Raw genomic sequence first — 24,867 nt, 5'->3', positions numbered from 1 at the left:
ATTTATCTACCGGACTAAAAATTGCGGAGGAACCGGCCGGCTCCTCCGTGGACGAATGGCGATGCTTATCGCCACAAACTCGCGCAGCGACAACGGCGCCGACACGCGATGCGATCAGGCTGCGCCGGCGACCCGGACGAGCTTGCGGTTGAGGAATTCGCCTATGCCCAATTCCGACAACTCACGACCGAAACCAGCATTCTTGACGCCGCCAAAAGGCAGCCCCGGCGAGTCGACGAAACACGAATTGATGTACACCATCCCCGACTCGATGCGCGACGCAACCTGTTTTGCACGCGCGATATCCGCGTCGAACACATAGCCTCCGAGCCCGTACTTCGTCGCATTGGCCAGCTTGATCGCTTCTTCCTCGCTATCGACGACATAGAACGACAGCACCGGGCCGAATGCCTCCTGCTGAAACAGCGGATTGTCCCCGGTGATATTCGTGATGATCGTCGGCTCGAGAAAGAAACCGGGACGATCGACCCGCTTGCCGCCATGAACGATTCGCGCTCCGGCAGCCTCGGCGTCCGCGATCTGCTTGAGCAGACCTTCCAGCGCGCGCTCACTGACGAGCGGGCCGAGCACGGTCGCTTCGTCCCTTGGATCGCCCACCTTGATCGCCGCGAAGCGCTCCTTCAGCGCAGCCAGCATCAGCTCGCCACGCTCCTTGCCGACCACGATGACGCGCTTGATATTGACGCAGCCTTGTCCCGAGTTGAACGTGCGGCCCATCACGCAGTGCTCCACCGCATGTTCGATCGGCGCACCCGGCAGAATCAGAGCGGGGTCACTACCTCCCAGCTCAAGGATCACTTTCTTGAGATTTCGCCCCGCGCGTTCACCGACCGAAACCCCTGCTCTTTCGCTGCCGGTCAGTGCAACACCGCGCACGCGGAAATCGTCGATCAGACTGGCGACCTGCTCGATACTGCAGAAGAGATTGGTATACGCACCCTTCGGCGCTCCGGCTTCCTCGAACAGCCTCGCGAAAGCGAGCGCGCACTGCGGCACGTTTTCCGCGTGCTTCATCAGCACGACGTTGCCTGCGATCAATTGAGGCGCGGCGACACGGGCGAGTTGGTAGTAGGGAAAATTCCATGGCTCGATCGCGAGAATCACACCGATCGGCTCGGATACCAGCGTAGCGCCCGGTTCTCCCGGCAACGACTGCTCGGCCAGAAGCCGCTCGCCGTTTTGCACGTAGTAGTCCAGAATGTCAGCGACCAGATCGATTTCCATGTACCCGAAGCGAACCACCTTGCCCATTTCGAGCGTCGGGTACTTCGCGTATTCGTCGCGCTTCTCGCGCAGGATCTGCGCAGCTCGCGCGACAATCCGGACACGCTCGGCAACCGGCCTGAATTTCCAGTCTTCGCGATAAAGTTCGTCGGCCGTTTTCAGCGCCGCGAACACTTCTTCGTCGGTCTGCAGCGGGAACTCCTCGATCAATTCGCCCGTTGCAGGATTGATACTGCGAAAGCTCATGTTCTACTCCGTAGCTTGACCTTAAAAGAAGAAGTGGCGGTTCCGTCGACCCTCGCCTTTGCTGCGCGCATTGCCTCGTCGAAGCTCGTTTCCGTCGCCACGTGCCGGTGGTCGACCGACACCAGCCAGGCCCCATGGGCCAGACGCCACCTGATGCGCGAGTCCTGCACCATCAGCGAGAACCATCGCCACAGGCTGGCATCCTCAGCATTCGCGCTTGCGACTCCCTGCAAGCGGCCAATGTCGACCGGGTTCGCACGGTCTTTCCAGCATGCTGAAACTGGCGCCTTCATGAACCCAAGTCAAGTTCGTGAAGGAGCGAAGGAACACAGTCGAACAGATCACCGACCAGGCCGTAGTCGGCAACGCTGAAAATCGGCGCCTCTTCGTCCTTGTTGATCGCGACGATCACCTTCGAGTCTTTCATCCCGGCCAGATGCTGGATCGCACCGGAGATGCCAACCGCGATGTACAACTGCGGCGCGACGATCTTGCCTGTCTGTCCGACCTGATAGTCGTTCGGCGCATAGCCCGCATCGACGGCGGCACGCGACGCGCCTATCGCCGCGCCGAGTTTGTCGGCCAGCGGTTCCAGCACGCTTCGGTAATTCTCGCCACTGCCCAGACCTCGTCCGCCCGACACGATGATGTTCGCCGAAGTCAATTCCGGACGATCCAGCTTCGTCACTTCGCGGCTGACAAACTTTGAAATTCCCGAATCCGCCGCAGCCACAATTTCCTCGATCGACGCACTGCCGCCTTCAGACGACGCCGGATAGAACGCCGTTGCGCGGACCGTGATCACCTTGACCGGATCGCTTGATTCCACCTGCGCGATCACATTGCCGGCATAGACCGGCCGCTCGAATGTGTTGTCGGCAATGACGGCAATGATGTCGCTGATCTGCGCGACGTCGAGTCGTGCCGCAATGCGTGGCGCGATGTTCTTGCCATAGGCGGTAGCCGGCGCAAGGATGTGCGAATAGCCGCCCGCAACGCCGAATACCGTGGCTTCGACGTTCTCCGCGAGACCGTCGGCCAATGCCGGCGAATCCGCGAGCAGCACTTTGGTGACGCCAGCGACTTTCGCGGCGGCCTGCGCCGCGGCTTTTGCTCCGTGTCCGGCGACCAGCACGTGGACAGCTTGATTCGTGAATTTCGCAACGATCACGGCAGCCGCAATCGTGTTGAGCGTTGCTGCTTCCAGCGACGCGTTATCGTGTTCAGAAATGACCAGAATCGACATTAGATCCTTCTCCGCATATCCGTGTATCAAAGCACTTTCGCTTCGGTTTTCAGCTTCTCGACGAGCGTCCTGACATCCGCCACCTTCACGCCAGCGGCACGTTTCGGCGGCTCGCTGACCTTCAGGGTCTTCAGGCGCGGCGTCACATCGACACCCAGATCACCGGGTTTCACGATCTCCAGCGGCTTTTTCTTTGCTTTCATGATGTTCGGCAGCGTCACGTAGCGCGGCTCGTTCAGTCGCAGATCCGTCGTCACCACGGCCGGCAGGGTCAGCGCCAGCGTTTCGGTCCCGCCGTCCACTTCGCGCGAAACGGTCGCTTTGCCGTTCGCAATGACGAGCTTCGAAGCAAAGGTCGCTTGCGGCAAAACCGATAACGCGGCGAGCATCTGGCCAGTTTGGTTCGAATCGTCGTCGATCGCCTGCTTGCCCAGAATGACGAGCGAAGGCCGTTCTTTGTCGACAACCGCCTTGAGCAGTTTTGCGACTGCCAGCGGCTGCAACTCTTCGTTCGACTCGATCAGGATCGCGCGATCCGCTCCGATCGCCAGCGCGGTGCGCAGCGTTTCCTGACATTGTGCGACGCCCGCCGACACCGCGACCACCTCGGTCGCGACGCCGGCCTCGCGCAAACGCACCGCCTCCTCGACTGCGATTTCGTCGAATGGATTCATGGCCATTTTCACATTCGCGAGGTCGACACCCGTCTGGTCCCGCTTCGCGCTGACCTTCACATTGGCGTCCACCGATCGTTTAACTGAAACCAACACTTTCACATCGCTCTCCTTAACAGACCGTGTTTTCCTGGCGAATCACCCTTCAATCCGGATGCCGCGACCGTCACTGACTTTGCCCCAGAAGCGCTCGTAATCGGGCGCTCTCTTCTGATTGAACGCGGCAAGACCTTCTTGCCACTCTTCTTTCGGCACGTCGAGCGGCGACTCGACGACGCGGCGCCAGTCGATTGCCGTGTGCGCAAGCAGATTGCGCTTCGCTGCCTTGAGCGCGCCCGGCGGCACCGATTCGATGACTTTTCCGGCAAGCAACAACGCTTCGCCGAGAAGCTTGTCAGCGGGCAACACACGATTGACGAGGCCGATGGCCAACGCCTCGTCCGCCGGCACGCGCCGGCGCGTCAATATCAACTCGGATGCGCGGCGCAGGCCTATCACGCGCGATAGCAACGCGAGCCCGGTGTTCGGAATGACGCCGTGGCCCAGTTCGGGCATGCAGAACCATGCAGAGTCGGCTGCCACAACGAGATCCGATGCAAGCGTGAGTTCCATCCCACCGCCCACCGCGGCACCATGAACAGCGGCTATCACGGGCCTGTCGAATTCCGTGATACGTTTGAACATCACCGCGGGATCTTCATCAGGTGCAGGGCTTTCCATCCATCCGTCGCGCAGGTCGTCGATATTGGCGCCCGCGCAAAAGGTCGGCCCCCGTGCGGCGATCACGACCGCGCGTATCCCTTCGGCCAATGCCGTGTCTAGCGCACGCGACAGTCCGCGGACGATTTCCCGCGACAGCGCATTGCGGCGATCGGGGTCATTGAGTGTCAGCAGCGCAATGTCGCCACGCCGTTCGTAAACAACTTTATTGCCACTCATGCGAAAGGCTCCTTGCCATTGCTGGCCAGAAGATAGGCGCGCAATTCAGAGGTGACAGGATGCGGACGTCCGCTCTCGCCGTGGACCAGCACGCAGACGGCTTCCGCCTTCGCGCGACAGCGATCGTCCACGTCCACGAACAACCCCTGTCGTACCTTGAACGATGTCTTTCCGACTTCGATGACCGTGGTTCCGACACACACACGTCCGGGAAAATGCACCTCCGCGCTAAACTCAATCAACAGTCTGACGACCGCGAGGTTCGTGCCGCCCATTAGCGCGCGAATCGATGGCGGCGCAAAGATCTCCATACGCGCAGCTTCGAAAAAAGTCGCGATAATGGCGTTGTTGACGTGTCTGAACTGATCGGTATCGGCGTTCCTCAGCTTCTCTTCCGTCCAGAAACGAAAGTGAACGCACTGCGCAGCCGCGTTTGCCGTCGACGGCATCCGGTCCGATTCGAAGGCATTCATACCTGCTCTCCTGTTACTCCTTCGTGATCAAATGCGCGCTCGCTTCGTGTTCGGTGCGCAAATAAAGCGCGGTAGCGAATGGTTGACGCATTTCTTCGAGGATGTGCCCGACAAGCCCAACCGAACGCGCGGCAACCGCTAGTCCCCGGCAAATTTGCCAGGGGATCTTCATTTCGGATGCAACCGCGGCCATCGCGCCGGTCACGTTTACCGGCAACGGACGATTCAGCTGTGACTCGGCTTCTTTCCCGATCGCGTTCATCAGGCGAATGTAAGGGCCGGCATATCCAGTCTCCTCAGCGACTTTGAATAGTGCCGGCGCGCGCGGATCGATCGGCTTATGAAACGGATGTCCGATGCCCGGCAGGATCTCCTTGCGCGCGCGGTAGTCATGGACGATCTCACGGGCGAGCGCGCCGATGTCAGGCACGTTGGCGGGATCGGGAAGCGACGCCTGCAACAGCCGCGCTGCGTTGTCCAGCGATCCGACGAATACCGAACCCAATCCCAAAAGGCCCGCCGCGACGGCAGCCTGGACCGCTTCAGGCGCGCCCGCATAAGTCATGCGCGTTGCCAGCGACGAAGGTGTAATACCGTGCTCGACCAGAATGACCATCATCGCGTTGAACATGCGCAGTTCGAGCTCTTCAGGCAATCGCCCAAACAGTTGCAGAAACGCCATTTGTCCGAAGTCGAGTTTGCCGACGATGTCCTCACACAAGTCCAGACCGTGAACGACGACCTTCGTCGGTGTCGCCCACGCGATGTCGGAGCGAATTTCAGCTTGCTTCATGATGGACTTCTCGCGTTGCAGATGAATGTTGAGCAACACCAAGCGTTTGCGCTGCCATGTCGCGCAATACGCTCTTCAGGATCTTCACGCCATTGGGGCCGTCCTGTTGCGGAAAAGACTCCACTGCCAGAATGCGTCGCGGAATCTTGAAACCGGCAATCCCCTGCTTGCACCAGACGAGCAATTCCTGCTCCGTCGCGGGGGTGCTGGAATTGCGGACAAACGCAACCGCAACGTCTCCCTCGCCGTCGATGTGGACCCCCACGACTTGCACCGCCGCAACACCCGGATGTCGTGCGAGAAAGTCCTCGATCTCGACCGGATCGACCAGATAACCGCGCAAACGCAGGCTGTCCCTCATCCGCGCCGAGTAGCAAAACCCGCCACCATCGGCATAAGCGAGATCGCCAGTCCTCAGCCAGCCGTCGGGTGTCAGTGCTTCCGCGGTCGCGGCGGGATTGTTCAGATATCCCGCCATCACGTTATAGCCGCGAAGCTGCAATTCGCCCTGCTGTCGGTCCGGCAATGGCGCACCGGTTACCGGGTCGACGATCCGAAACGAAATCTCGGGGGAAATCGGTGTACCGCCGGGTAGACCTCTTTGCTGTGCATCGCCGTCGCGATCGCCGATCGCGGTCATTGCAAGGCATTCGGACATCCCATAGAGCCCCGTCAATCGGACGCCCCAGGCCGAGCATGCCTGCGCGATCACGCTTTGACCGAGGCTCGCATACTCCGCAAATGCACCCCGACGCCATGTGGCCAACGAGGAATCTCCGGCATTCAGCACCATGTCCATCATCGCGTCCGAGCCGAAGAAATGGGTGACGCGGTGACGCTCGATGGCTTCGGCAGCCGCTTGCGCCTTGAACACAGGCAACAGCACGCATGTACCGCCCGAAGCGAGCGCTGCGATCGCCTGAACGAATCCCAGCACGCCATAAAGAGGCAGCGCACAAAGAACCACATCGCCGACCTTCATGTCGTTGAAGCGAGCCGCATTGCGCGCATGACGGGCAATGCCCCCTGCAGTGTGAACCGCGAGCTTGGGCCGACCGGTTGTGCCGGATGTGGTGAAGGTGCACAACAGATCCGTGTCGCGGCCTTCCCACTTCGAATACGGTTCATAGGCATCCCATTCGAACGCATCGAATTGGCTCACCTCTACGACGTGCTGCAACACATCGCTGGACGCTTGAATTTCACGGGCCGCGCCCGCATAGTCGAAATCCAGAAAGCGCCGTGGCACGAGCAGGACGCGCGCTTTCGCAGTATCGACGACGTGTTGGGCTTCCTGCTGTTTGAAGCGCGTACTCACCGGCACCATCAGCACGCCGAGCTGTGCTGCCGCGAAGAACAGTTGCAGCCACACGCCGCCATCCGGCAACCAGACGGCGATGGTCTCGCCCCGCCTTACCCCCAGCTCGAGCAGAAACGAAGCTGCTCTTCGCGACGCGATCCGCAGCTCACCGCGGCTCATTGTTCTTTCGCCGTGATGCACGGCGACCAGATCGGCCTCGCCCGATTCAAGCAGATCAAATGCCATGACGCCCTCCGGACACGGCAAATGCGGCGCGAGCGATCTGGATACGCTGCATTTCCGATGTGCCTTCGCCGATACGAAATGCGCGCGCGTCACGATAGAATCGCTCGATCGGCAGTTCGGTCATGTAACCCATGCCGCCGAAAATCTGCAGCACGCGATCCGTTACCCTGCATCCCATTTCGCTCGCGTAGAGCTTCGCACGGCATGCAGCGACGTGAGCCCGCGAATCTTCCTGCTCGATCATTTCCGCAGCCGCGCGGATCAACATTCGCGCCGCCTCGATCTCCACGTCGTTATCGGCGACCATGAACTGGATAACCGGATGCTGCGAAAGACTCGCGCCGAATGCCTTGCGTTCGAGCGCATATTCGCAGGCCATCGCCTGTGCGCGCGACGAAAGACCGAGTGAGCGGCTGGCCGACAGCAACCGGTCCTGATTGATCGATTGCATCATGCCGAGAAAACCTGCGTCAGGCTCACCCAGCAGATCTTCGTCGGGAACGAAACAGTTTTCGAGGGTGAACCCGTTGAGGTGATAACCACGCCAGCCCATCTTCCGGTAACGCGTCATTCCCACTACACCGCGATTGCCGCGCCGGACGATAAACGTGGTCAGCTTGTTCTTCAACGCGGCCGACGGTTCAGTGACAGCGAGCACGATGATGTAGTCCGCGGTCTCGGCGTGCGAGATGAAATGCTTGCTGCCATTGAGCACCCATCCGCCCGCCACTTTTTCCGCTCGGGTACGAAGCCCGCTGAGGTCCGATCCGGCGTTGGGCTCGGTCAACGCATAGGTGACGATCTTCTTTCCGGACAGGATGTCCGGTAGAAGCTCGGCTCGTTGACTTTCATTGGTCTGGGTCAGTTGCAGCGGAAGGTGACCGAACACCTCGCTCAGAGGCACCGACGTATGCGTGACCTCTTCCAGAATGGCCACTTTGGCAGCCGCCGACAGCCCCGGTCCGCCGATGCTCTCGGGAAGATTGAAGCCGTACAGACCAAGCGCGGCAACCTCCGAACGCAGTTGCGCCAGCAGTTGCGTACTTACATCGTCATCTGTTTCGATTTGCTGCTCTAGCGGCACGAGCCGGTTGCGCACGAAACGTCGCGCGGTTTCCCGGATCATGGACACTTCGCTGTCAGTCTGAGTCATGGTCATTCTCACTTACGAAAACGATTTCGATAAAAATTAAGGTGGCACAACAACAATTAGCGGCCAAGCACAAACATGGGGTGGTATAAAACGATTCCGAATTTTTATGAGCGACTCAAAAAATTCACGACACTGGGCGAATCATTTCAAATCTGTCGCCAATCCCGGTGTAATCACCGCGGTAGCCGGCCCGCATGATCGGCTGTGCGGCATGCGTGTCGAACAGACCGTCCTTCAGATACGCCTTCAGAATATGCACGCCGATCACCTGGCCGAGCACGAGCCAGTTATCCGTCGGTTTGCCGTGCAGATCGTGAAGCTGAGAAACCTGCAGCAACCGGCATTCGAGCGCCGCAGGCGATTCGCCGACACGCGGCACCGATACGTTGCGTCCCGCGACCGGTGTCACGCCCGCCAGTAGAAACTCGTCGACATCCGGAGCGACAGTCGCCGACGTTCGGTTCATTTGCTCGGCGAGCGGACGCGTCGCCAGATTCCACACGAATTCGTGCGTTTGCTCGATATTGCGGAGGCTGTCTTTGCGGCCCTCACTGCAAAACCCGATGATCGGCGGGAATGCCGCGAATGCACCGAAAAAACTGTACGGAGCGAGATTCGGCTGGCCGCTCGGCGAACATGTCGATATCCAGCCAATCAGGCGCGGAGCGACGATCGCCTTGAACGGATCGTGGGGCAAGCCATGGCCTGCGGCGGGATCATAAAATTGGACCTCCGCTCCGGAATCGACGACATCGATTCCCGAATTGCAACTCATGCGTATCTCCAATGTCTGAACGTGCGCAAAAGCAAGGTGAACAAAACCGAATGTCCGGGCGCTCGGGAAAGATCGATACTTCTATCTGCGTATAGGGGTTGCCGGCTCCAACATATCTGCCTGATCGTACGAATCGTCGATCGGCGCAATATTCGAGAGATCGCGTCCGCGCGTCTCTGGAAGGAATGCCAGCGCAAGCAGCGCACAGGAATAGCCGATAATGCAGAACAGCGCGATTGATCCGACCAACCCGAGGTGTTCTGCCGCAACGCCGACGAGCGCAACACTCAGTGCTCCAAGCGACTTGCCGACGTTATACGAGAAGCCCATGCAAGTAGTGCGGATCTGTGTTGGAAAAAGCTCGGACAACATCGGGCCAATGCCCGCGAATGCGCCATTAATTCCCATCCCCACGGGCAACCCCAGTAGCGCGAATAACCACGGGTTCATTGGCACCAGCAAGTAACAGCCAGTCAGGAACGCGGAGAACAGACAGAAGCCAATCGCGGTGAACCTGCGGCCCAGTGAGTCGTTGATATAAGCGAAGCCCACCTGTCCGATGAAAGAGCCGATACTCATCATCGTCACCATCATTGCAACGGACGACGGCGGCAGATGGCGGATCTGAACCAGCATCGTCGGCAACCAGATCATGACCGCATAGCTGCTGCCTTGAAGGCCGGTAACCAGCAGCGCGGCAAGAAGGCTCGAACGCCGGACATCTTTGCGAAACGACGAGCGCCAGCTTGCCAGCGTTCTGCTTCCGGTCGCCTCTTTCATCTCGCGGAATATTGCCGGCTCCGGAATATATCGGCGGATCGCCAACACGATCAGTGCGGGAATGACACCGACCCAGAACGCCGATCTCCATGCGAGCCATGAAGGCAGATACGCGAGAAGCAAACCCGTGACGACTGCGGCAAGCGCCCACCCTACCGAAAACCCGCTCTGAACCAGGCCGAGCGCTTTCCCTCGATGGGCGGGGTTGATCACCTCTGCCATCAGCGCGGCGCCGACGGCCCATTCAGCGCCGAATCCCAAACCCTGCAGCGCTCGCACGACCAGTAGCTGATAATACGAATTGGTGAGCCCGCCGATGATGCTGAACGCAGTGAACCAGATGATCGACCAGGTCAATACTCGCACGCGCCCGTGGCGATCGCTCAAAATTCCAGATACCCATCCCCCGAACGCCGCGGCAAGCAAAGACGAAGTGGCGATCAAACCCGCCTCCGTCTTGGAGAAGTGCCACGCCGCCATCAGGACCGGCAAAAGGAATGCCAGAACCTGATTGTCGAACGTATCCAGACTCCACCCCAAAAAGCATCCCCAGAACGTTCGCCGTTCCGCTGGCGCGGCCACCCGATACCAGTCAAACATTTGCATTTCGATCTCCCCTGCTCCAGATGGTCTGCGTATGCAGTGCCGCTCCCAATTGCCGATTGCCGATTGGGTCGCGCCGATAACCTGGCCAACCGCCTTCTCGACCCGGCGCGCTATTGATCTAATTGGTCTTTAGCGCGCGTCATTGCTCAGCGCAATTGCACTGATTTCCACCTCTGCACCGTAGTGGAGATGTCCACACGGCACGACCGTTCGCGCGGGCGCAGGGTCACCGATGAATTCCCGGTAAAGCTCGTTCACGCGCGGCCAGACTTCAATGTCGGAAATGAACACCTGTACGCTCAGCAGCTGGCTGAGGTCGCTTCCCGCCGCCACCAGCACTTCTCGCACGTTTGAAAGTGCCTGAAGAACCTGCGCGTCGAGACCTTCGACGAGCGTGGAGTTGGCGCCGGCTGTCAGTGGCAGTTGGCCCGAAACGAATATCAACCCGTTTACTTTGGTCGCTTGTGCGTAGTGCCCGCGCGGCAACGGTGCTTTGTCAGTCAGGATGTGTTCTATCAAAACGCTCACCATCAAGTAGAGATACCGGTTAATCGCGAATCACGCTGTCAGCAAGAGTGGAGTTACGTGGCATTTGTCTGCGGCCGTCGCGCGTCTGCAGTTCTTGTCACGCTTCTCGGCCACACGAGGCGGCCTCATAAAAAACTGATGTACCGCCCACTGCGGGTAACAGGGACCGACCTTATGACCGCCGTTGGCACGTTGTTTCGAAAACGATTTCGAAACAAAGATAGCAGCGTCATACTCAATTTGCAAGCGTCGTATAAGTATTACGAAATCGTTTTCGATCCTCCGAAGGCCGACGTGTTGGCCTCAACCCGTGCCCCGCAGGGCTTTTGAGCGGAAACGAATGGCACCACCAGACGGTGCATTTCGCGCGGCCGCCACGGGTAAACACTGATAACGAGCGATGCCTGTGGGCATGTCGTCGTGGATTGCAAGCCTGTTAATACTCACCTGCCCAGGAAGTACGAAAATCGCCTCGCAAAATTCGTAGCAGGAATCGAAATCGTTTTTTGGAGTGATTTGCCGCGGCTGGTTCTCAATGATTGACCGGAACGAGTAGAATTCAGGAATCGTTTTCGATGTGTCGACGAAGCCCACTTGAGGAGAACAACCGGGATGAACATCCAGGAATTTGCGGCCATGCTCAAGCTGTCCACCAGCACGGTTTCGAAGGCACTGAACGGCCGCGACGACGTGAGCCCGGCAACTCGCAAGCGCGTACTCGCAGCTGCCGAACTGCACGGGTTTTCTCCGGATCCGTCCGCACGTCGCTTGCGCCGGCAAACGGCTGACACCATCGCGTTCGTTCTGTCGCCTCCGCAAACGTCGTTCGCTCACCCGTTCTTTCTCGACATGCTGATGGGGGTGAACGATGCGATGGACAATACCGGCTATCAGGTGATCGTCGCGTCCGCGCGAAGCGTGGAAACCGAACTGGATGTGTTCAAGCGTCTGATAGAACGCCAGCGCGTCGACGCACTGCTCTTCGGGCGCACGCGCCGGCAAGACGAGCGCATTGCCTACCTTCTCGAGCAGGAGATTCCGTTCGTCGCGTTTGGCAGAAGCGAAACGTCCAACGATTTTCCTTACGTCGATATCGATCATCATGTCGTGGGGCGGGCCGGATGTGCGCGATTCATTTCGCTGGGGCATCGGCGGATTGCCCTCGTCCATGCACCGGAGTACCTGATGTTCAGCCACCTCGAGCGTGGCGGATATGTCGAAGCGCTGCGGGCCGCCGGAATCAAATACGACAAGACACTTTGCATCGAAACGGCGATATCGGAAGAAGGCGGTGCGGACGCAGCACGCCAGTTGCTGGCACTTCCAGAGCCGCCGACGGCCATCGTCTGTGGGCATGACCTGGTAGCCCTGGGGGTGCTGCGCGGGATCTCGGAAACCGGCAAAGTCCCAGGGCGTGATATCGGCGTGATCGGCGGAGACAATCATCCAATCGGACGCTATGTGCAGCCAGCGCTGACGACTTTTTCCGCGGAGACGCATCGTGCTGGAAAGCGGATGGCGGAAATGCTGCTTGAGCGGCTTGCCGGCAGGTCGCCGCATGAGCTACAGGAGGTGTGGACTCCGGAATTGATAATTCGCGCGTCAGACGGTCCCCACCGCATGTTTGAATCCGCCCAAGTTAGCCAAACCTCTACGCGCATCCGGGGCGGCCGTCGAGCACAAGGTCAACAACCTGTTACTTGAGGCAGGTTCCAGATTGGGAAGATCCTTGATCGGATTGCGCGTCCATCCTTCGTGCGTGGCGTCCTTCCAGCGTTCGCGAAACAGGCCGTAAGTGCGAGGGGCATCAACAAGTTGCGCAACGCTGCCGGATATAGAACACAGGTATCGTAGATAGCGGCGAAACTCGATTGAGTGAAACGTTTCTCGATCGCTTAGCCGGGAGATCCAGGACTCGCCGTTTCGGTCGCGACAGATTGCCAGCTAGCCAGTGTCGCCCACCGGCCCGAGTTTGCCGTAGACCGCCGCAGCGCGTTCAGCCGGCGGGACTGGCCTGGTGGGGGCTGAAACAGGAAAAACATTCATGTCCTGAACGCCGCAATCGGCCACCTTGGGACGTTGGGTGGAGCTCTAATACGGACGTCCAAGTGGCGGCTCCGTCGTTGACAACGGACCACTACGCACCGATGACATCTGTGGTGCGGCCAGGGGACACCCTCACGTTCGCTCAATCCTGAAGGCGATGAGTTAGCACAGTAGAAAGGTAGGATTGTCCCATTCGATGTCCGGCCGAATGGCCGTCCCCGCTGGCCCCCGTTCGCCAGTCGAATCTCGACATTACACCCCGAATGTCAGATGCGGCGGATCTCGAAGCAGCACGCATCCTGAACGATGTGAGGCAAACACCCGCGCCATCACCCGACTGACCGAATGTTTGGGATTTCTACCGCCGTGCGGACTGTTGTGTGCCCGGCCTGCGGGCGAACCACGCAAGAGCTTCAAGAGCTGGCAGTACGGACGCTGCCGCCATGACTGCAGCGGGGGTACCTGCGGACCCACCAAGCAACGGTCATTCGGAGGGGCCGGTTCAAGCCCACGCAGCGGCGATGTCTTTGTAGCCTGCAGGCTGCAAAAAGACCGATTCTCCGCCTTTTGGTCGCCCAATGGACACAATCAAGTCTTGCCGGCTTGTAGCCTACAGGCTACACTTTTCTCGTTTTCAGCCAATTGTGACGCCCTGGGGCTACAAGTGACGAATCTGGCAGACGTTGGAGAGATGCTCAAGCAGGCGCGCAGCGACGCGGGCCTCTCGCAAAAAGACCTTGCTGAACGCGCAGGCGTCGCTCGCACCACGCTCGCGCGCATGGAGACGCTCGCGCGTGGCGACATGAGCGTGGCGGTGCTCGTCCGGCTCCTCGAAGCGGCCGGCTACGACCTGCGGATCGTCAAGCGCGGTCATGCCCGCACGCTCGACGACGTGCTCGCAGAACAGAAACAGTCCGGAGCCTGAGCATGCGCCTTCACGTCTACGTCAAGGGCAAGCCCGTCGCGCAGTTGTACCGCCATCAGGACAATTATGCGCTTCGGTACGGCACGGACGCGTCACCCGAGGACTTCGTCAGCCTGACCATGCCGGTTCGCGAAGAGCCGTGGGTGTGGCCCCGCGATTTGCACCCATTCTTTCGCCAGAACCTGCCCGAAGGATTCCTCCTTGAGGTCATTCGAGAGGAATTCGGCCCCCTCCTCGACGGAACGGACCTGTCGTTGCTCGCCGTCATAGGCGGCGCCGGCATTGGCCGCGTGACAGTGGCGCCTGAGGGCGGCCAGCCCGGTGGTGAGCTCGACCCGCTTGACCTCAATACCCTGCTTCATCAGGACGTCTCGACCCAGCACTTCGCGGAGCTGGTGAGGTACTACGCGCGCGCCGCCATCTCGGGCGCGGTGCCGAAGTTCCTGGCGCCGGAGGTTTCCTCCGCGCAAACGCCAGTCGGCAAGCAGACGCTGCGCACCAGCCGGCACATCATCAAGGGTTCCGACGAGCAGACGCCCTACCTTGGGTTCAACGAGCATTACACCATGCGGGTGCTCGCAAGGCTCGACGTCGCTCGAGTGGCAAAAACAACCATGTCTGACGACGGGCGTGTGCTGGTCGTCGACCGCTTCGATGTCGATGGAAATGGTATGCCTGCATACGGCGTCGAGGACGCATGCAGTCTCCTCGGTCTCCCACCGCATGAGAAGTATCGGCCCTCGACAGAGCAGGTGCTGAACGCCACGAAGCCCTACATCAGCAGCGCGAACTGGAGACAGCAGGCCGAACATTTTGGCTGGCTGATACTGACAAACTACGTTGTTCGCAACGCGGACTGCCACTCGAAGAACATTGCTCTTCTCTACTCGAACATCGACGACGTCGTGTACACACCCGTGTACGACATCGTGACCACCCAGGCTTACCCTCGCTTCGCCAGCAATCCACCCGGGCTTGGCGTCGACGGGCGCAAGACCTGGGCACCGGGCAAAACACTGGAGCGATTCTTCAACACGCGGCTGGGCATCCCGCCGCGGCGCTATCGCGAGATGGTCGAGGCGCTCTGCGATTCGGCCGTGTCAACAGGGAAAGAGGTTGTCGAAGCCGCAAAGAACGAACCCCGATGGCACTGGATAGCAAAGCAGATGCTGCACGCGTGGAACGAGGGCATGGCGACGGTGCGAAGCGCCAAGCCACAAGCAGAACTCAAGGGCCTTACACCCATTCTTGAGGCGGCCGGATTCTCGGATTCAGACAAGCCGGAGAGCACGAGAGACGTGATCGGACGTTCCGAGCTTCTCGCTCCTGCGAGAAAGAGCTGACCCCGGCAGGTCCGGGTTCTGCACCGCGTTGCCTACCGGTCCGCTGCACTCGGGATTTTGGCAGGCATCCGGCGACAGTCCGCGCGAACACGCCGGCTTGCGCCAGAAGCTCAACAGCCTTCTCGACGGCAATGCGCAACCTCGTCGCGACGCTTTCGGCATGGGCCGCCTCGCCCGGTGCAACGTGGGCGCCGTTCCTGCGCACAGCCGACCAGAACTGCGAGGCGTCGACGCCGCCGCGCGCCCAGCAGTATCCGTGCAGGGGAAGCGTGCGTAGTACGGCATCAACGGATTAGTGAACGAAAGAAACATGCAAACTGTTGCAGTACTCGACTTCGAAACAACGTAAGCATCAGAACGAGGCCGTAGTGCTGGGAGTTGACGGGCGCGGCGAGAACGGCTATCGAATGGGCCTGGCTTTCGCGGCTGCCTGCAAGTGCGGTGCGACGTTCCAAGGCAGCAGCTCGTCGATGCGGTTGGCCGGATGCTCGGCAATGCGTTCGAGTACGTAGGCGAGATACGCTTCGGGATCCAGACCGTTCAGACGTGCGGTCCCAATGAGGGAGTACATCGCTGCCGCCCGCTCGCCCCCGCTGTCGGAGCCGGCGAACATGAAGTTGCGGCGATTATGCTGATCTGAGCGTAATCGCCGCAACTGGCTGTTCGCAGGATCGTTGCGCGCTGGCCAACGCGCCGCTGCGATCATGAGCCTGATCCGCTCCGCGCAGCTCAACGGTCACGATCCGTACGTCTACCTCAAAGACGTCCTCAATCGATTGCCTACCCATCGAGCCGACGACATCGCCGCACTTCTGCCGCATCGCTGGGCGCCTGCTGCAGCTTGATTGACGGCAATTTAGGCTGAGGGGTGTCTTTGCCGGGCGCTTACTCTGCTGTTCCGCAATTTACGGATGCATCTCTGGCAGCGTATTGACCACTTCGATGAGACGGCGTATCGGTGTCGGCTTCATCAACAGGACGTCTCACAAGCGTTCGCCCGAGTGAGGCGGCTGCGCGGCTGAAAGCATGACAACGGGAATGGCCGCCGTCACTTTGTCGTCTTTCAGCCAGCGGCACGGAGCAACGCCATCCATACCTGGCATCATCCAATCCGTTACGATGAGGTCAGGTCTATCCACTTCAGTGATGGAGATGGCCGCTTCCCCACTGAGCGCAGTCAGCACACGGCATCCCTCTTCTTCCAGAAGTATGCGGAGTGGGCGCAGGGTCTTCCGGTCATCGTCAACTAGAAGAATCGTGTTCCCGATGGGGGGCTTGTTGAGGAAGCGGAATGAACCGTAGAGCAAATGTCATTTCTTGCCAGCGGATTCATTTGCCTTGGTATGCTGACAAAGTGCGGTCCACGGAAAACGGCCCCGACGGTTCGGCCGGCTCCATTCGATGGATAGCAAAGGCACAGCACTAACGCTGAGCGATTACAGCGTGCTATTTGAAACCTTGCGAGGGGGTGTGACAGACCATCGGGACGACGAAAACGCGAGTATTCTCCGTGACTTTTCGAATCACCGAAAACTGAAAATCCTCCCCAATGACTTGTCAGGCGAAGCACGTTGCACTCGAAAATGATCGAGTGGTCGAGCTGCTGGTCGACGGCGGCCGGCGTGATGAGCAGGTCAGTAGAGCCCCCGCTCCATTCGCCGAAGCGCCGATTGCTGTGATAATCAGAATGCCGCGCCCTGCCTTGAAAGGGATATCGGCTTGCCGTCGGCACCGTTGACCAGGGCGCCGGGTTCATCGCGGATCCATGAATGGTTACCTGAAATTCCTGCGCGACTTCATTCGTTATCCTCTTTATTCAATACCCGTTCACGGAGAACCGGTACTTCAAGGAGCCCGCCGCCCTCTCCCGGGCGTACATTTACGCGTCATGGTGCGAATGACGCATCAAATACCCACACCACCCCATCTATAATCAATACATTCCAACGATCGCATGGAGCCCTACTTTATGAATCAAGCCCGCGGGCGATATGCGGGATCCCGCGACAGCGGCCAACGCCAGGCTCGCCACGAAAAGAAGTCTCAGCCCAACCGGCCAAGACAACCGTATGTGAAGGCGCCCGCTCAGGACTCCGCCCAGACCGCCTCCATTTTCAAGACACGGTCGTTCCAGTTTCTGGTCGATACGGTAGGCGCAGAGAATATCGCCATCGCGCTTGAATCCAGCATGACGCGCGTGGCCGAACTGCTGAAGGGCGAAAGGTTCACACCCGAGACTGCCTTTCACATCGAAACCACGCTCGGGTTGCCACAAGGTTTTTTTGACCAGCCCAATCCTGGGCTCGCAGCCGAGACTATCGCCCGGCTGAAGGCACCACTCGACTTCATTCAACCCGACGACGAACCAGACGCAGAGTCCGAAGCACTCGAGCCGGCTTCTGCCCTGACCGTCGACCCGCAACCCTCTCTTGAAGACAGTTTGTCCGAGGATGCACAAATGCCCAGAAAAGCAACTGGCCGTACGCCCAAAGCCGTCAAGACCAGTCCGGGCGAAGCGGCTGGACAGCCCGAAGCCCGTACGCCGCAAAAAGCTTCGCGTTCGAAACACGGCACGTCGCCTGAACCGGCCCAGCAGCAGTCACTGGCACTCAACGATGGCGCCGACGTAGAAAACATCCGGCGCGCGAACCTCCACGTTCTCACGAGTCGAAACGGCTCGAAAGCAAGACTGGGTGTGGTGATGGACCTGAGTGGCTCCAACATGGCCCACCGGCTGCATGGCAAGAAACGCATGGACACTGTTGAAGCAAACCGGTTCACGGAACGGCTTGGCTTGCCAGCTGGCTGGCTGGACACCCCGCGCTCCGAAGCCGAGATTCCAGCGTCGGTGTCGCGTATGCTTGCGCCTGCTTCGCGCGCACGCGCATCCGCTCAACTGCATGAACCGGTTGCGCCCGCAACAAATCATGACGTACCAGTGAAATCCGCTGGTGCGAAAGCGCGTGCGCAGCGTACGCGGGCGGCCGATCAGGGAAACCCGTCTGCTGTTTCGGCGGATGTCGCCGCAGAAGAAGGGATGAGCGTTGTCAGCCCGCAAGATCATGAGCATGGTTTTCCCGGCGACGTTACCGGTCACCTGCCTGAAGAAGGTCGTGACGGGGCTCCTGCAGCGACACCGGCAACCCCGGAGTCGTTCGCCGCGTCCGCAGTCCCGCAGCGAAACCCGGCAGCTCTCGCGCTAGCTTCCATGACGAGCCTGGACAATCTTCACGGTATTGAGCCGATAGCGGAAGCCTTGCTCAAGACGCTGGCAGGCAAGGCACGCACGGGTCGCCTGGACGAACTGAAAGCGCTGGAACTGCTGCAGCAGGCGGTCCTGCTATGAGCCTGTGGTAGCGTGCCAGGCCCCTCGCGCGATGACACATAAAGCGCATCGAGGTGACCGGGTCCCGGTACGCACAAAATTTACGCCGTGTCAGGTCGACTTACCACCGACCTGCATCGCCGGGCTGACCGGAGAGGTCAATCATCTGACGCTGCCGTGGACGGCGGGGACTGGATTTTTCGCCCGGGTTTTCCTGGGCATACCAAACAGCGTGTGCCACGCTATCCGCGGCGCGGAGTTCGCCTGCCGTTCAATGGAGTCTGGACATGTGACGACGGCGGGCAGTTGCCAGAAGCGGATTCTCATCGGCTTCGGCTTCGCCCTTTGGCGCACCGCCATCCGCAATGACGACGTGGACGTCCTGCGCGAAGGCATCTTCGAAGCAGCTGCGCGCGCGTGCAACGCATTCATCTTCCGGCGCATCGCCCGCACTCGCGGCCGCCTGGGCGGTCGCTTTCGCCGCCAGGCCAAATGCGGCGACGATCTCTTCCCACGTCAGTCCGGTCGTCATTGCTTCCTGCGCGAGCTTGCCCGCGACAGCACCAATCTTCGCTCTTGGTTGATCGTTCATCTGCTTTTGCTCCCACAATCCTTGCGCCGCGCACCTGCGGTATCACGCTTCCTGTTTCCGCGGGTCAGGCCGATGCGTCACAGGCGGCTACAGCTACCAGGACGGCTATTCTAGCGCCTGCTCATAGCTCACTACTCACCGGGTCCGTTGTTCCGATGTCCGCTGAACAGCGGAATCGCTCCCGCGTACCATTCCTCGAAGGTCATCGCGGGCAATGCGGCCCGCGACGCCATTTGACGGGCCGAAGCGCGTTTCAAGGTGAACCAGCCCATCTTTCCCGCGTGTCTTCAAGGTCCTCGACCGAGCCGGTATTGCGCCTCCCATCGTGAACGTCAGTTGGCCGACAGACTCCGGCTCCGCGTGCGCAATCAGCGCGAGGAAGGCACACCTGTTTTATTCCTGACCCGGGCAGCAATGCCCCTCTGCCTGCTCCGACTTTCCAGCAGTTCGTGGGGAGTGTCGCCAACGCAGGAAAGCGGAGGGCGCCGTCAGGCGCTTGCTGGAGTCGCGGCGCGCGGACAGTTAGTCGCGTTTATAGGCGGTTTCGCAACAAGGCAGCATCGAGGCATCGAAAGGCGACCACACAGAAAACGCGACGACCCGCGAGACAGGGACAAATTTTGACGGGTGCTCTTGCGCTGCGGTGAAGCGTCCCAATATGCGAACCCGAAATCCATTCGCCAGCTGTCGAACATGTCAAACAAGAACTATCGCGCCCCGCGTCGTCCGTCTGCCAGTGCGCATGCAAAATCGCTCTTTCTGCCCATGCCCCGCAAGGAATCCTCGGATCTTGCGCTGCGTGCACGGATTGCGCTCGAGCGTCTGCGCAGTGGAGAAGCGGACCGCTCGCTGGTTAATCTCCTGTCGCAGATCATCATCATCACGAGCTTCATCACCCGGGCGGGACATGGGCAGCTCGATATCGCGGACATCGAACGCGTTGAGCATGGCCTCGCAGAGGTGCTCAATCAGGCAGACCACACTGGCGTCTGGAATGTGCCTGAATCGTTGACTGACGGTCTCACCGCCGTGGTCAATGAATACGACCGCGCGCTCAGCGTGACCCGAATGGAGATCGTAGTGAGGGCGAGTGATTACCTCGGAAAGCTGGTGGGTAGGGTCGCGCATGACACCCGCACCAACGACAGTCATCTCCAGGTTGCACAATAACGTCATCAATGCGCCCCGTCGCGCATTCGCACATCAGTCTGCTCATGCGCATTAAAGGCTGTCGGTGAACAAGGACGGGCGGACGTGAGAGAGGCTCACGCGAACGTCATACGGTTATTCTGGCATCGAATGGTAACCGCCCCCCATAGACGGGCACCAAAACGCCGGGCTTGCATCACAGGGAAATGGAGTCGCGGGCGGTATAGCCTGCGATGGTCGGCAAAAGCGCGCAAGCGCTCACAACAGAACAACGACAGGTGTATCGCGCGCTACACTGGGTCCATAACGCTGCATAGCCCTGTGCACATTGCATGCGCGCCCGGCAACCACATCTCCGAAAGATAACAGCATGGACATCCGCGTTGCGTACGAACATAGTCTCGCCACGGCGCCGGAAGAATTCATCGTTCAGGTGCCTTCGCAGCTCGTGACCGATATCCCCGCGAACGTGCCGCGCGCGCTGCTGCCGGAGTTCATCGCGAACCTGATCGTCGAACGCTCACCGGCAATCGGAAAGATTCGCAATCTCAGAATTCTCTAGCGGGCTTTTTTCAGCGGTGATGCCTGGGTGTCGACAGGCATTGTGCCCAGCCTCCTGAAAACTCAGAAGAGGCTCTGCTGCCGGATATCGCGCGCGGGAGGCAATGACGGTTTCTGGCGTCGCGCGCCCGTGCGCCGGCGAACAACACGGCGTACATGGGCGATCAGCTCGAAGCTTCCGTTCGCAAAACTGAGCGTGAGCCTGAATTGCGTCAGCCCATCCGGTCCGATACCGGGCTGCACCCGCAGCGACGCACGCATGTCGAGCCGACGGGCACGGTCCACGAGCTGCGCGCGGCTCATCCCATTCCAGGCGACCGAGATCAGCCGGCTAACTGTTGAAGGAACCAACTCCGGTGGACAGTCAACTGGCAACGCGAGCGATACAAGTTCAAGGCGGTAACCCATGGGTTGACGGCGCGGCTCTGTGTCCGCACCTCCTCATGTACAAACATGGCGCCGCTCTCAGCAAGGCGACGCGCGAAGGGACCTGAGTGATCAGTCGTAGCGGGCCGCGAATGCGGCGTGGCCAGCATGTCACTCCGCCAGCTACGACTGGATCGCCCGTTAGCCGTTACGCTGCTGCGACTTCAGGCGTGGCAGCAGCCTCAACTGCGGCCGGTGCCTTTCTGGCTGCAACCTTGCGCGGCGCCGATGCCTTTTTCGCGGGTGCTGCGGCCTTGCGCCCACGCGCCCCCTTTGCCGGAACCGCTGCTGCACGGCCAGCCTTTTTAGTGGCGACTGCCGTCTTCGGCGCCTTTTTAGCAACGACACGCTTTGCGCCAGCCTTCTTCGCAGGCGCTGCCTTTGCGTCGGCAGTCCTGGCCGTTGCCGCAGCTTCAATCAGGAATTTCGAACGATCCTTGACGTCGCGAATCCAGAGCGGCGCCAGACCACGGCCCGACCACGTCGCACCCGTTTTCGGATCCGCGTATTTCGGCGCAACGTGATGTACGGCCGCACCTGGGGCTTTTGCTGCCGCCTTTGCCAGCGTCGTCCCAGGTTTGCGACCGCGGCGCTTTGCAACAAAGCCTTCGATGTCAGCGACAGTCAGGCCGTGTTTTTGCATCAGGTCACGGATTTTCGTCAGCCCAACCGACGTCTGTTTTTCAGCGATCGTGGCCGCCTGTTTTTGCAGCTTTGCAATTTTCAAGTTGATTGCGTCCAAAGTAGCCATATTCCAATCCTCCCTGTGAGTTTTTCGACCAGGCGATCCTGAAACTTCCCTGGCTTGTTTGCCAGGCACTTCGAAGTTTGGTCTGTCCGGCAGAGCTGACGCCATCGTCAATGGCGGTGATTATGACTTTATCAGTACGCCCGTGCAAACTGAATGCCCAGCGCCCCAGCAGTTCCAGTGTTACTGGACGTTAAAACCTGAGTTTGATTCTCCATTTCCCAGACACGTATCCCGCGTTTCGTCGCTCGCGTGACCGATACTCTATTCCGTTCATGAACTCATGAGTGAAACACAAGATTACAAACTGTGCGGGAGCTAACCAGGCAGCACCTTCCGGTTGATTTATACTGTCTGAAAAGAAAGCGACCGCCAGTCGCTGCGTTTTCGTGTGCTGTTCCCAACAGAGCGCCGTTCGAGAATACCCCACCTACTTCGCTACCGCAGCATGGCCTGCTGGAGTCGGGTGTTATCCTGGCGGCACGCGGTTTGCAATTACCGGCCCAACAACAGCTTGTTGTGCGGAGAATACCGAATGGATGAAAGAAAGCGCGATAGCATCGTGGCCTATCTGCGCAGACGGATGGCCGAATTTGGAATCAGACCGGAAGACATCGCTACTTCACTTGCGGCAGATCAGGCGCGTTTGTGTGCGGTGCGTTTTCGCGACGCTTCCGGTAATACATGGGATGGCAAGGGCGCTGCGCCGCAATGGATTGTTCAGGCGACCAGCGCCGGGCAGTCTCTTGAGCATTTCGCCCTTGATGGGGCGCCGAACCGGCACGCAGACAAGCGCACTGGCGCCGACTGGCACAATGACCCGTTTGCTGGCACCAGACTGGCCACAATCAGGACAGAGGGCATTCCCGCCGCCTGAAGTGATGATCAAGGGTCAGCCAGGATCTGAAGCCAGACCGCATCTTCCTTGCGCCAGGATCGTGGACGTGCGCGAGTTGCGACTCGATGCCGATCAAGAATAGTGCTTCCACCATGGGGCAAAAAGCCATGTAGTACGCGACGCGCGCGAGCTGGCCAATGACTGGAAATACACCGGCTGGAGAGCGCCTGACGAGCCAATGCGACGGGATCATGGCGAGGGGCAGGACTTCTGGCGCCCCGCCCTTCGCTGGATCTGCGGCACCTGTTTCAGACATGTCCGACTCTGGAGCGCAGCCGGTATCGTCAATCAGTTGCAGCGCGCGATCTGCACCGGCAGGCTCGCGTATGAGCGCGCACGGCGCCGCGACGAAATGATCGTGATATCCGGCTCGTTGATGCTGCTGGCAACCGTGGTGGTTGCGAGGCATGCGCAGAGGATGCGGGCGCCCCTTGACCGCCGGTGGAGCAATGGTGAAGGGATCGGCTACGACGGGTTGTGACGGCGCACTTCGCGTACCTAAATTCTCCGGCGACAGTCCCATGTCGCAGTCAGCCCCGTCAAGACGACTCCGGGCTTGCCGCTAAAAGCGGCTTCAGGAGCCCGGCGTCACCATGTCGCCTGTCGTTCCGGACGCATCGGTTTTCATCCCGCTCTTCCGCTTGAACCAGTCTCCGAATGACGAGTCATCTAACGCGTATTCCCCGCGAGCCGAACGCCAGACCAGGTCTTTCTTGCGGAGTGCGTCGAGCGCCTTCTGGATGTGAGTCGCGGCGAGAGTCGAGCCCACAATCCGCGAGCAGGCGGTGATGGTCACTTCAGAGAAGGGTTCGAATTGTGGTCCGCCTTCGACAAGCAGGCTGAGCACCGCCTGCTGCGGCCTGCTCAGGTTGTCGTACGCCCTCGAATACTCGTCCCAGATTTCATCCTGCCGTGCGATCGCCCCTCGAGCCAGCCGCTCTCCAAGACTGTGTGCGGCGCCTTCATCCAGGGCGATTTCCGAAATGATTTTCTTCAGGACCTCGGGGCGATGGCCCACCAGCTTGAACGCGTCAAATACGGCATCCGGTTCAAACCGGTTGTCTTCTGCCAGGTGCTGATTGATTCGCCCGGTGTACCAGTCAACGTAGTCGCGACCAAGAAACGGGAAAGGTTGAACAGAACTTCCATAGAACGGCTGCTTCTTCGTGAGCACGAGGTGCAGGAGTTTGTCGCGATGTGAACCCGTGCATACGATGAAAAGTCGCCGGCCACCGTGCGCATCGACGCCGACGGTGTCGCGCGCCGACTTGAGCGAGAACATCAGGTCATCGGCAGAATTGAGTACCTCCTGCGCTTCATCGACGACGAGCATCACCGGCTTGCCGGCTACTTCGGACAGTGTTCGAAGGGCAACCGCGAGTGTCTTGCCCTCCGGAGCGCCGACGTTTTCAAGCCCGTAATCCTCAAGGGTTACGGCCGCGGCGCTTATGCCGGACTTCAGGGCAAGTTCGCCGGCAACCCGGCTTTGCTCGATGCGCAGCGCGTTGACCACGGCCGTCGCGACGAGTCGCGTTGGCGGGGTCTGCTGCGACTCCCACAAGTCCACATACACCGGCAGCCATTGCCTCTCGACGGCCTCTGGCATCAGGTCGCGCCGGAGAAAGGTCGTCTTGCCGGTGCGCCGCGGTGCGGCCAGGAACAGGCCCGAACTCGCATCCACAAGTCCGTCGCCCGTCAGTGCGTCGCAGTAGTCTGCGGCCAGCTTCTGTCTGGTGAAATACTGCGACATGGCAATTACCCGAGATTATCCATTGGAGGATAAATTATACTAGTAAAAGATAATTTAGTATAACCCAGAGGACACGCGATCCGACCGGCCTCCCAGCCAC

General features: G+C 59.8%; 24 protein-coding genes and 2 pseudogenes. 9 read left to right on the top strand and 17 right to left on the bottom strand.

The features are described 5' to 3' along the window. Positions 1-114 precede the first annotated feature (114 nt). From P5W99_RS36530 to P5W99_RS36480, 11 genes are all read right to left on the bottom strand, one after another. The gene (locus tag P5W99_RS36530; RefSeq protein WP_434667958.1) at positions 115-1,491 is read right to left on the bottom strand and encodes an aldehyde dehydrogenase family protein; all 1,377 of its coding nucleotides are present in this window, start codon (positions 1,489-1,491) and stop codon (positions 115-117) included. Between the two features lie 289 nt (positions 1,492-1,780). Then, complete coding sequence (locus tag P5W99_RS36525; RefSeq protein ID WP_434667955.1) at positions 1,781-2,737, bottom strand: electron transfer flavoprotein subunit alpha/FixB family protein; 957 nt, start codon at positions 2,735-2,737, stop codon at positions 1,781-1,783. A gap of 26 nt (positions 2,738-2,763) precedes the next feature. Further along, complete coding sequence (locus P5W99_RS36520; protein ID WP_434667952.1) at positions 2,764-3,513, bottom strand: electron transfer flavoprotein subunit beta/FixA family protein; 750 nt, start codon at positions 3,511-3,513, stop codon at positions 2,764-2,766. A gap of 36 nt (positions 3,514-3,549) precedes the next feature. Then, complete coding sequence (locus P5W99_RS36515) at positions 3,550-4,350, bottom strand: enoyl-CoA hydratase/isomerase family protein (RefSeq protein ID WP_434667949.1); 801 nt, start codon at positions 4,348-4,350, stop codon at positions 3,550-3,552. After that, positions 4,347-4,823, bottom strand: coding sequence for an acyl-CoA thioesterase (locus P5W99_RS36510; protein WP_434667946.1), 477 nt, complete (start codon positions 4,821-4,823; stop codon positions 4,347-4,349). The genes P5W99_RS36515 and P5W99_RS36510 overlap by 4 nt, the downstream gene beginning before the upstream one ends. A 13-nt stretch (positions 4,824-4,836) precedes the next feature. Next, positions 4,837-5,616 carry a citryl-CoA lyase gene (locus P5W99_RS36505; protein ID WP_434667943.1) on the bottom strand — a complete coding sequence of 260 codons (780 nt, stop codon included), beginning with the start codon at positions 5,614-5,616 and terminating at the stop codon, positions 4,837-4,839. After that, a complete protein-coding gene (locus tag P5W99_RS36500) occupies positions 5,603-7,162 on the bottom strand; it encodes an AMP-binding protein (RefSeq protein WP_434667940.1) in 1,560 nt (519 codons plus the stop codon). Before P5W99_RS36500 ends, P5W99_RS36505 begins: the two co-directional genes overlap by 14 nt. Next, a complete protein-coding gene (locus P5W99_RS36495; RefSeq protein ID WP_434668365.1) occupies positions 7,152-8,321 on the bottom strand; it encodes an acyl-CoA dehydrogenase family protein in 1,170 nt (389 codons plus the stop codon). The genes P5W99_RS36500 and P5W99_RS36495 overlap by 11 nt, the downstream gene beginning before the upstream one ends. Positions 8,322-8,439: 118 nt before the next feature. After that, positions 8,440-9,090, bottom strand: coding sequence for a flavin reductase family protein (locus tag P5W99_RS36490; protein ID WP_434667937.1), 651 nt, complete (start codon positions 9,088-9,090; stop codon positions 8,440-8,442). 81 nt (positions 9,091-9,171) lie between these two features. Then, a complete protein-coding gene (locus tag P5W99_RS36485; protein WP_434668362.1) occupies positions 9,172-10,509 on the bottom strand; it encodes an MFS transporter in 1,338 nt (445 codons plus the stop codon). A 96-nt stretch (positions 10,510-10,605) separates the two neighbouring features. Next, positions 10,606-11,007: a RidA family protein gene (locus P5W99_RS36480; protein ID WP_421048290.1), complete on the bottom strand. Its 402-nt coding sequence runs from the start codon at positions 11,005-11,007 to the stop codon at positions 10,606-10,608. A gap of 609 nt (positions 11,008-11,616) precedes the next feature. Between P5W99_RS36480 and P5W99_RS36475 the strand changes: the two genes are divergently transcribed. The 3 genes from P5W99_RS36475 (at position 11,617) to P5W99_RS36465 (ending at position 15,318) form a co-directional block, all read left to right on the top strand. Then, on the top strand, positions 11,617-12,708 hold the full coding sequence (locus P5W99_RS36475) for a LacI family DNA-binding transcriptional regulator (RefSeq protein ID WP_434667934.1): 1,092 nt from the start codon (positions 11,617-11,619) through the stop codon (positions 12,706-12,708). 1,006 nt (positions 12,709-13,714) lie between these two features. Beyond that, positions 13,715-13,975 carry a helix-turn-helix domain-containing protein gene (locus P5W99_RS36470; protein ID WP_434667931.1) on the top strand — a complete coding sequence of 87 codons (261 nt, stop codon included), beginning with the start codon at positions 13,715-13,717 and terminating at the stop codon, positions 13,973-13,975. Positions 13,976-13,977: 2 nt separating this feature from the next. Further along, positions 13,978-15,318: a type II toxin-antitoxin system HipA family toxin gene (locus P5W99_RS36465; protein WP_434667928.1), complete on the top strand. Its 1,341-nt coding sequence runs from the start codon at positions 13,978-13,980 to the stop codon at positions 15,316-15,318. A 400-nt stretch (positions 15,319-15,718) separates the two neighbouring features. Here the strand turns inward: P5W99_RS36465 and P5W99_RS36460 are convergent. Beyond that, positions 15,719-15,970: pseudogene (locus P5W99_RS36460) on the bottom strand (transposase domain-containing protein); the annotation flags it as partial. On the opposite strand from P5W99_RS36460, the pseudogene P5W99_RS36455 reads away from it, so the two are divergent. Then, positions 15,966-16,163: pseudogene (locus P5W99_RS36455) on the top strand (transposase domain-containing protein); the annotation flags it as partial. The pseudogenes P5W99_RS36460 and P5W99_RS36455 overlap by 5 nt on opposite strands. A gap of 138 nt (positions 16,164-16,301) precedes the next feature. Here P5W99_RS36455 and P5W99_RS36450 read toward each other — a convergent pair. After that, the gene (locus P5W99_RS36450) at positions 16,302-16,625 is read right to left on the bottom strand and encodes a response regulator (protein ID WP_434667925.1); all 324 of its coding nucleotides are present in this window, start codon (positions 16,623-16,625) and stop codon (positions 16,302-16,304) included. 662 nt (positions 16,626-17,287) lie between these two features. Between P5W99_RS36450 and P5W99_RS36445 the strand changes: the two genes are divergently transcribed. Then, positions 17,288-18,664 (top strand): hypothetical protein, encoded by a 1,377-nt coding sequence (locus tag P5W99_RS36445; protein ID WP_434667922.1) that lies wholly within the window; start codon positions 17,288-17,290, stop codon positions 18,662-18,664. Between the two features lie 250 nt (positions 18,665-18,914). Here the strand turns inward: P5W99_RS36445 and P5W99_RS36440 are convergent, their stop codons facing one another. Continuing rightward, complete coding sequence (locus tag P5W99_RS36440; RefSeq protein WP_434667919.1) at positions 18,915-19,253, bottom strand: hypothetical protein; 339 nt, start codon at positions 19,251-19,253, stop codon at positions 18,915-18,917. 675 nt (positions 19,254-19,928) lie between these two features. On the opposite strand from P5W99_RS36440, the gene P5W99_RS36435 reads away from it, so the two are divergent. Continuing rightward, complete coding sequence (locus tag P5W99_RS36435; RefSeq protein WP_434667916.1) at positions 19,929-20,405, top strand: hypothetical protein; 477 nt, start codon at positions 19,929-19,931, stop codon at positions 20,403-20,405. A gap of 349 nt (positions 20,406-20,754) precedes the next feature. Further along, positions 20,755-20,946 (top strand): hypothetical protein, encoded by a 192-nt coding sequence (locus P5W99_RS36430; RefSeq protein WP_321938441.1) that lies wholly within the window; start codon positions 20,755-20,757, stop codon positions 20,944-20,946. 62 nt (positions 20,947-21,008) lie between these two features. Here P5W99_RS36430 and P5W99_RS36425 read toward each other — a convergent pair whose 3' ends face one another. Beyond that, positions 21,009-21,248 carry a hypothetical protein gene (locus P5W99_RS36425; RefSeq protein WP_434667913.1) on the bottom strand — a complete coding sequence of 80 codons (240 nt, stop codon included), beginning with the start codon at positions 21,246-21,248 and terminating at the stop codon, positions 21,009-21,011. A 271-nt stretch (positions 21,249-21,519) separates the two neighbouring features. Next, positions 21,520-22,122 carry an H-NS histone family protein gene (locus P5W99_RS36420; protein ID WP_434667910.1) on the bottom strand — a complete coding sequence of 201 codons (603 nt, stop codon included), beginning with the start codon at positions 22,120-22,122 and terminating at the stop codon, positions 21,520-21,522. 532 nt (positions 22,123-22,654) lie between these two features. On the opposite strand from P5W99_RS36420, the gene P5W99_RS36415 reads away from it, so the two are divergent. Next, the gene (locus P5W99_RS36415; RefSeq protein ID WP_434667907.1) at positions 22,655-22,996 is read left to right on the top strand and encodes an H-NS family nucleoid-associated regulatory protein; all 342 of its coding nucleotides are present in this window, start codon (positions 22,655-22,657) and stop codon (positions 22,994-22,996) included. Between the two features lie 199 nt (positions 22,997-23,195). Then, a complete protein-coding gene (locus tag P5W99_RS36410; protein ID WP_434667904.1) occupies positions 23,196-23,498 on the top strand; it encodes a hypothetical protein in 303 nt (100 codons plus the stop codon). 93 nt (positions 23,499-23,591) lie between these two features. Here P5W99_RS36410 and P5W99_RS36405 read toward each other — a convergent pair whose 3' ends face one another. After that, positions 23,592-24,767, bottom strand: a complete 1,176-nt coding sequence (locus P5W99_RS36405) for a hypothetical protein (RefSeq protein WP_434667901.1) — start codon at positions 24,765-24,767, stop codon at positions 23,592-23,594. Positions 24,768-24,867: the final 100 nt, after the last annotated feature.

Origin of the sequence: Paraburkholderia sp. A3BS-1L, assembly GCF_051125215.1 — a bacterium.
In the GTDB taxonomy this organism is placed as follows: Bacteria; Pseudomonadota; Gammaproteobacteria; order Burkholderiales; family Burkholderiaceae; genus Paraburkholderia.
Note: the sequence above shows the minus strand (reverse complement) of the source record. Positions and strands in the feature narration are given on the sequence as shown.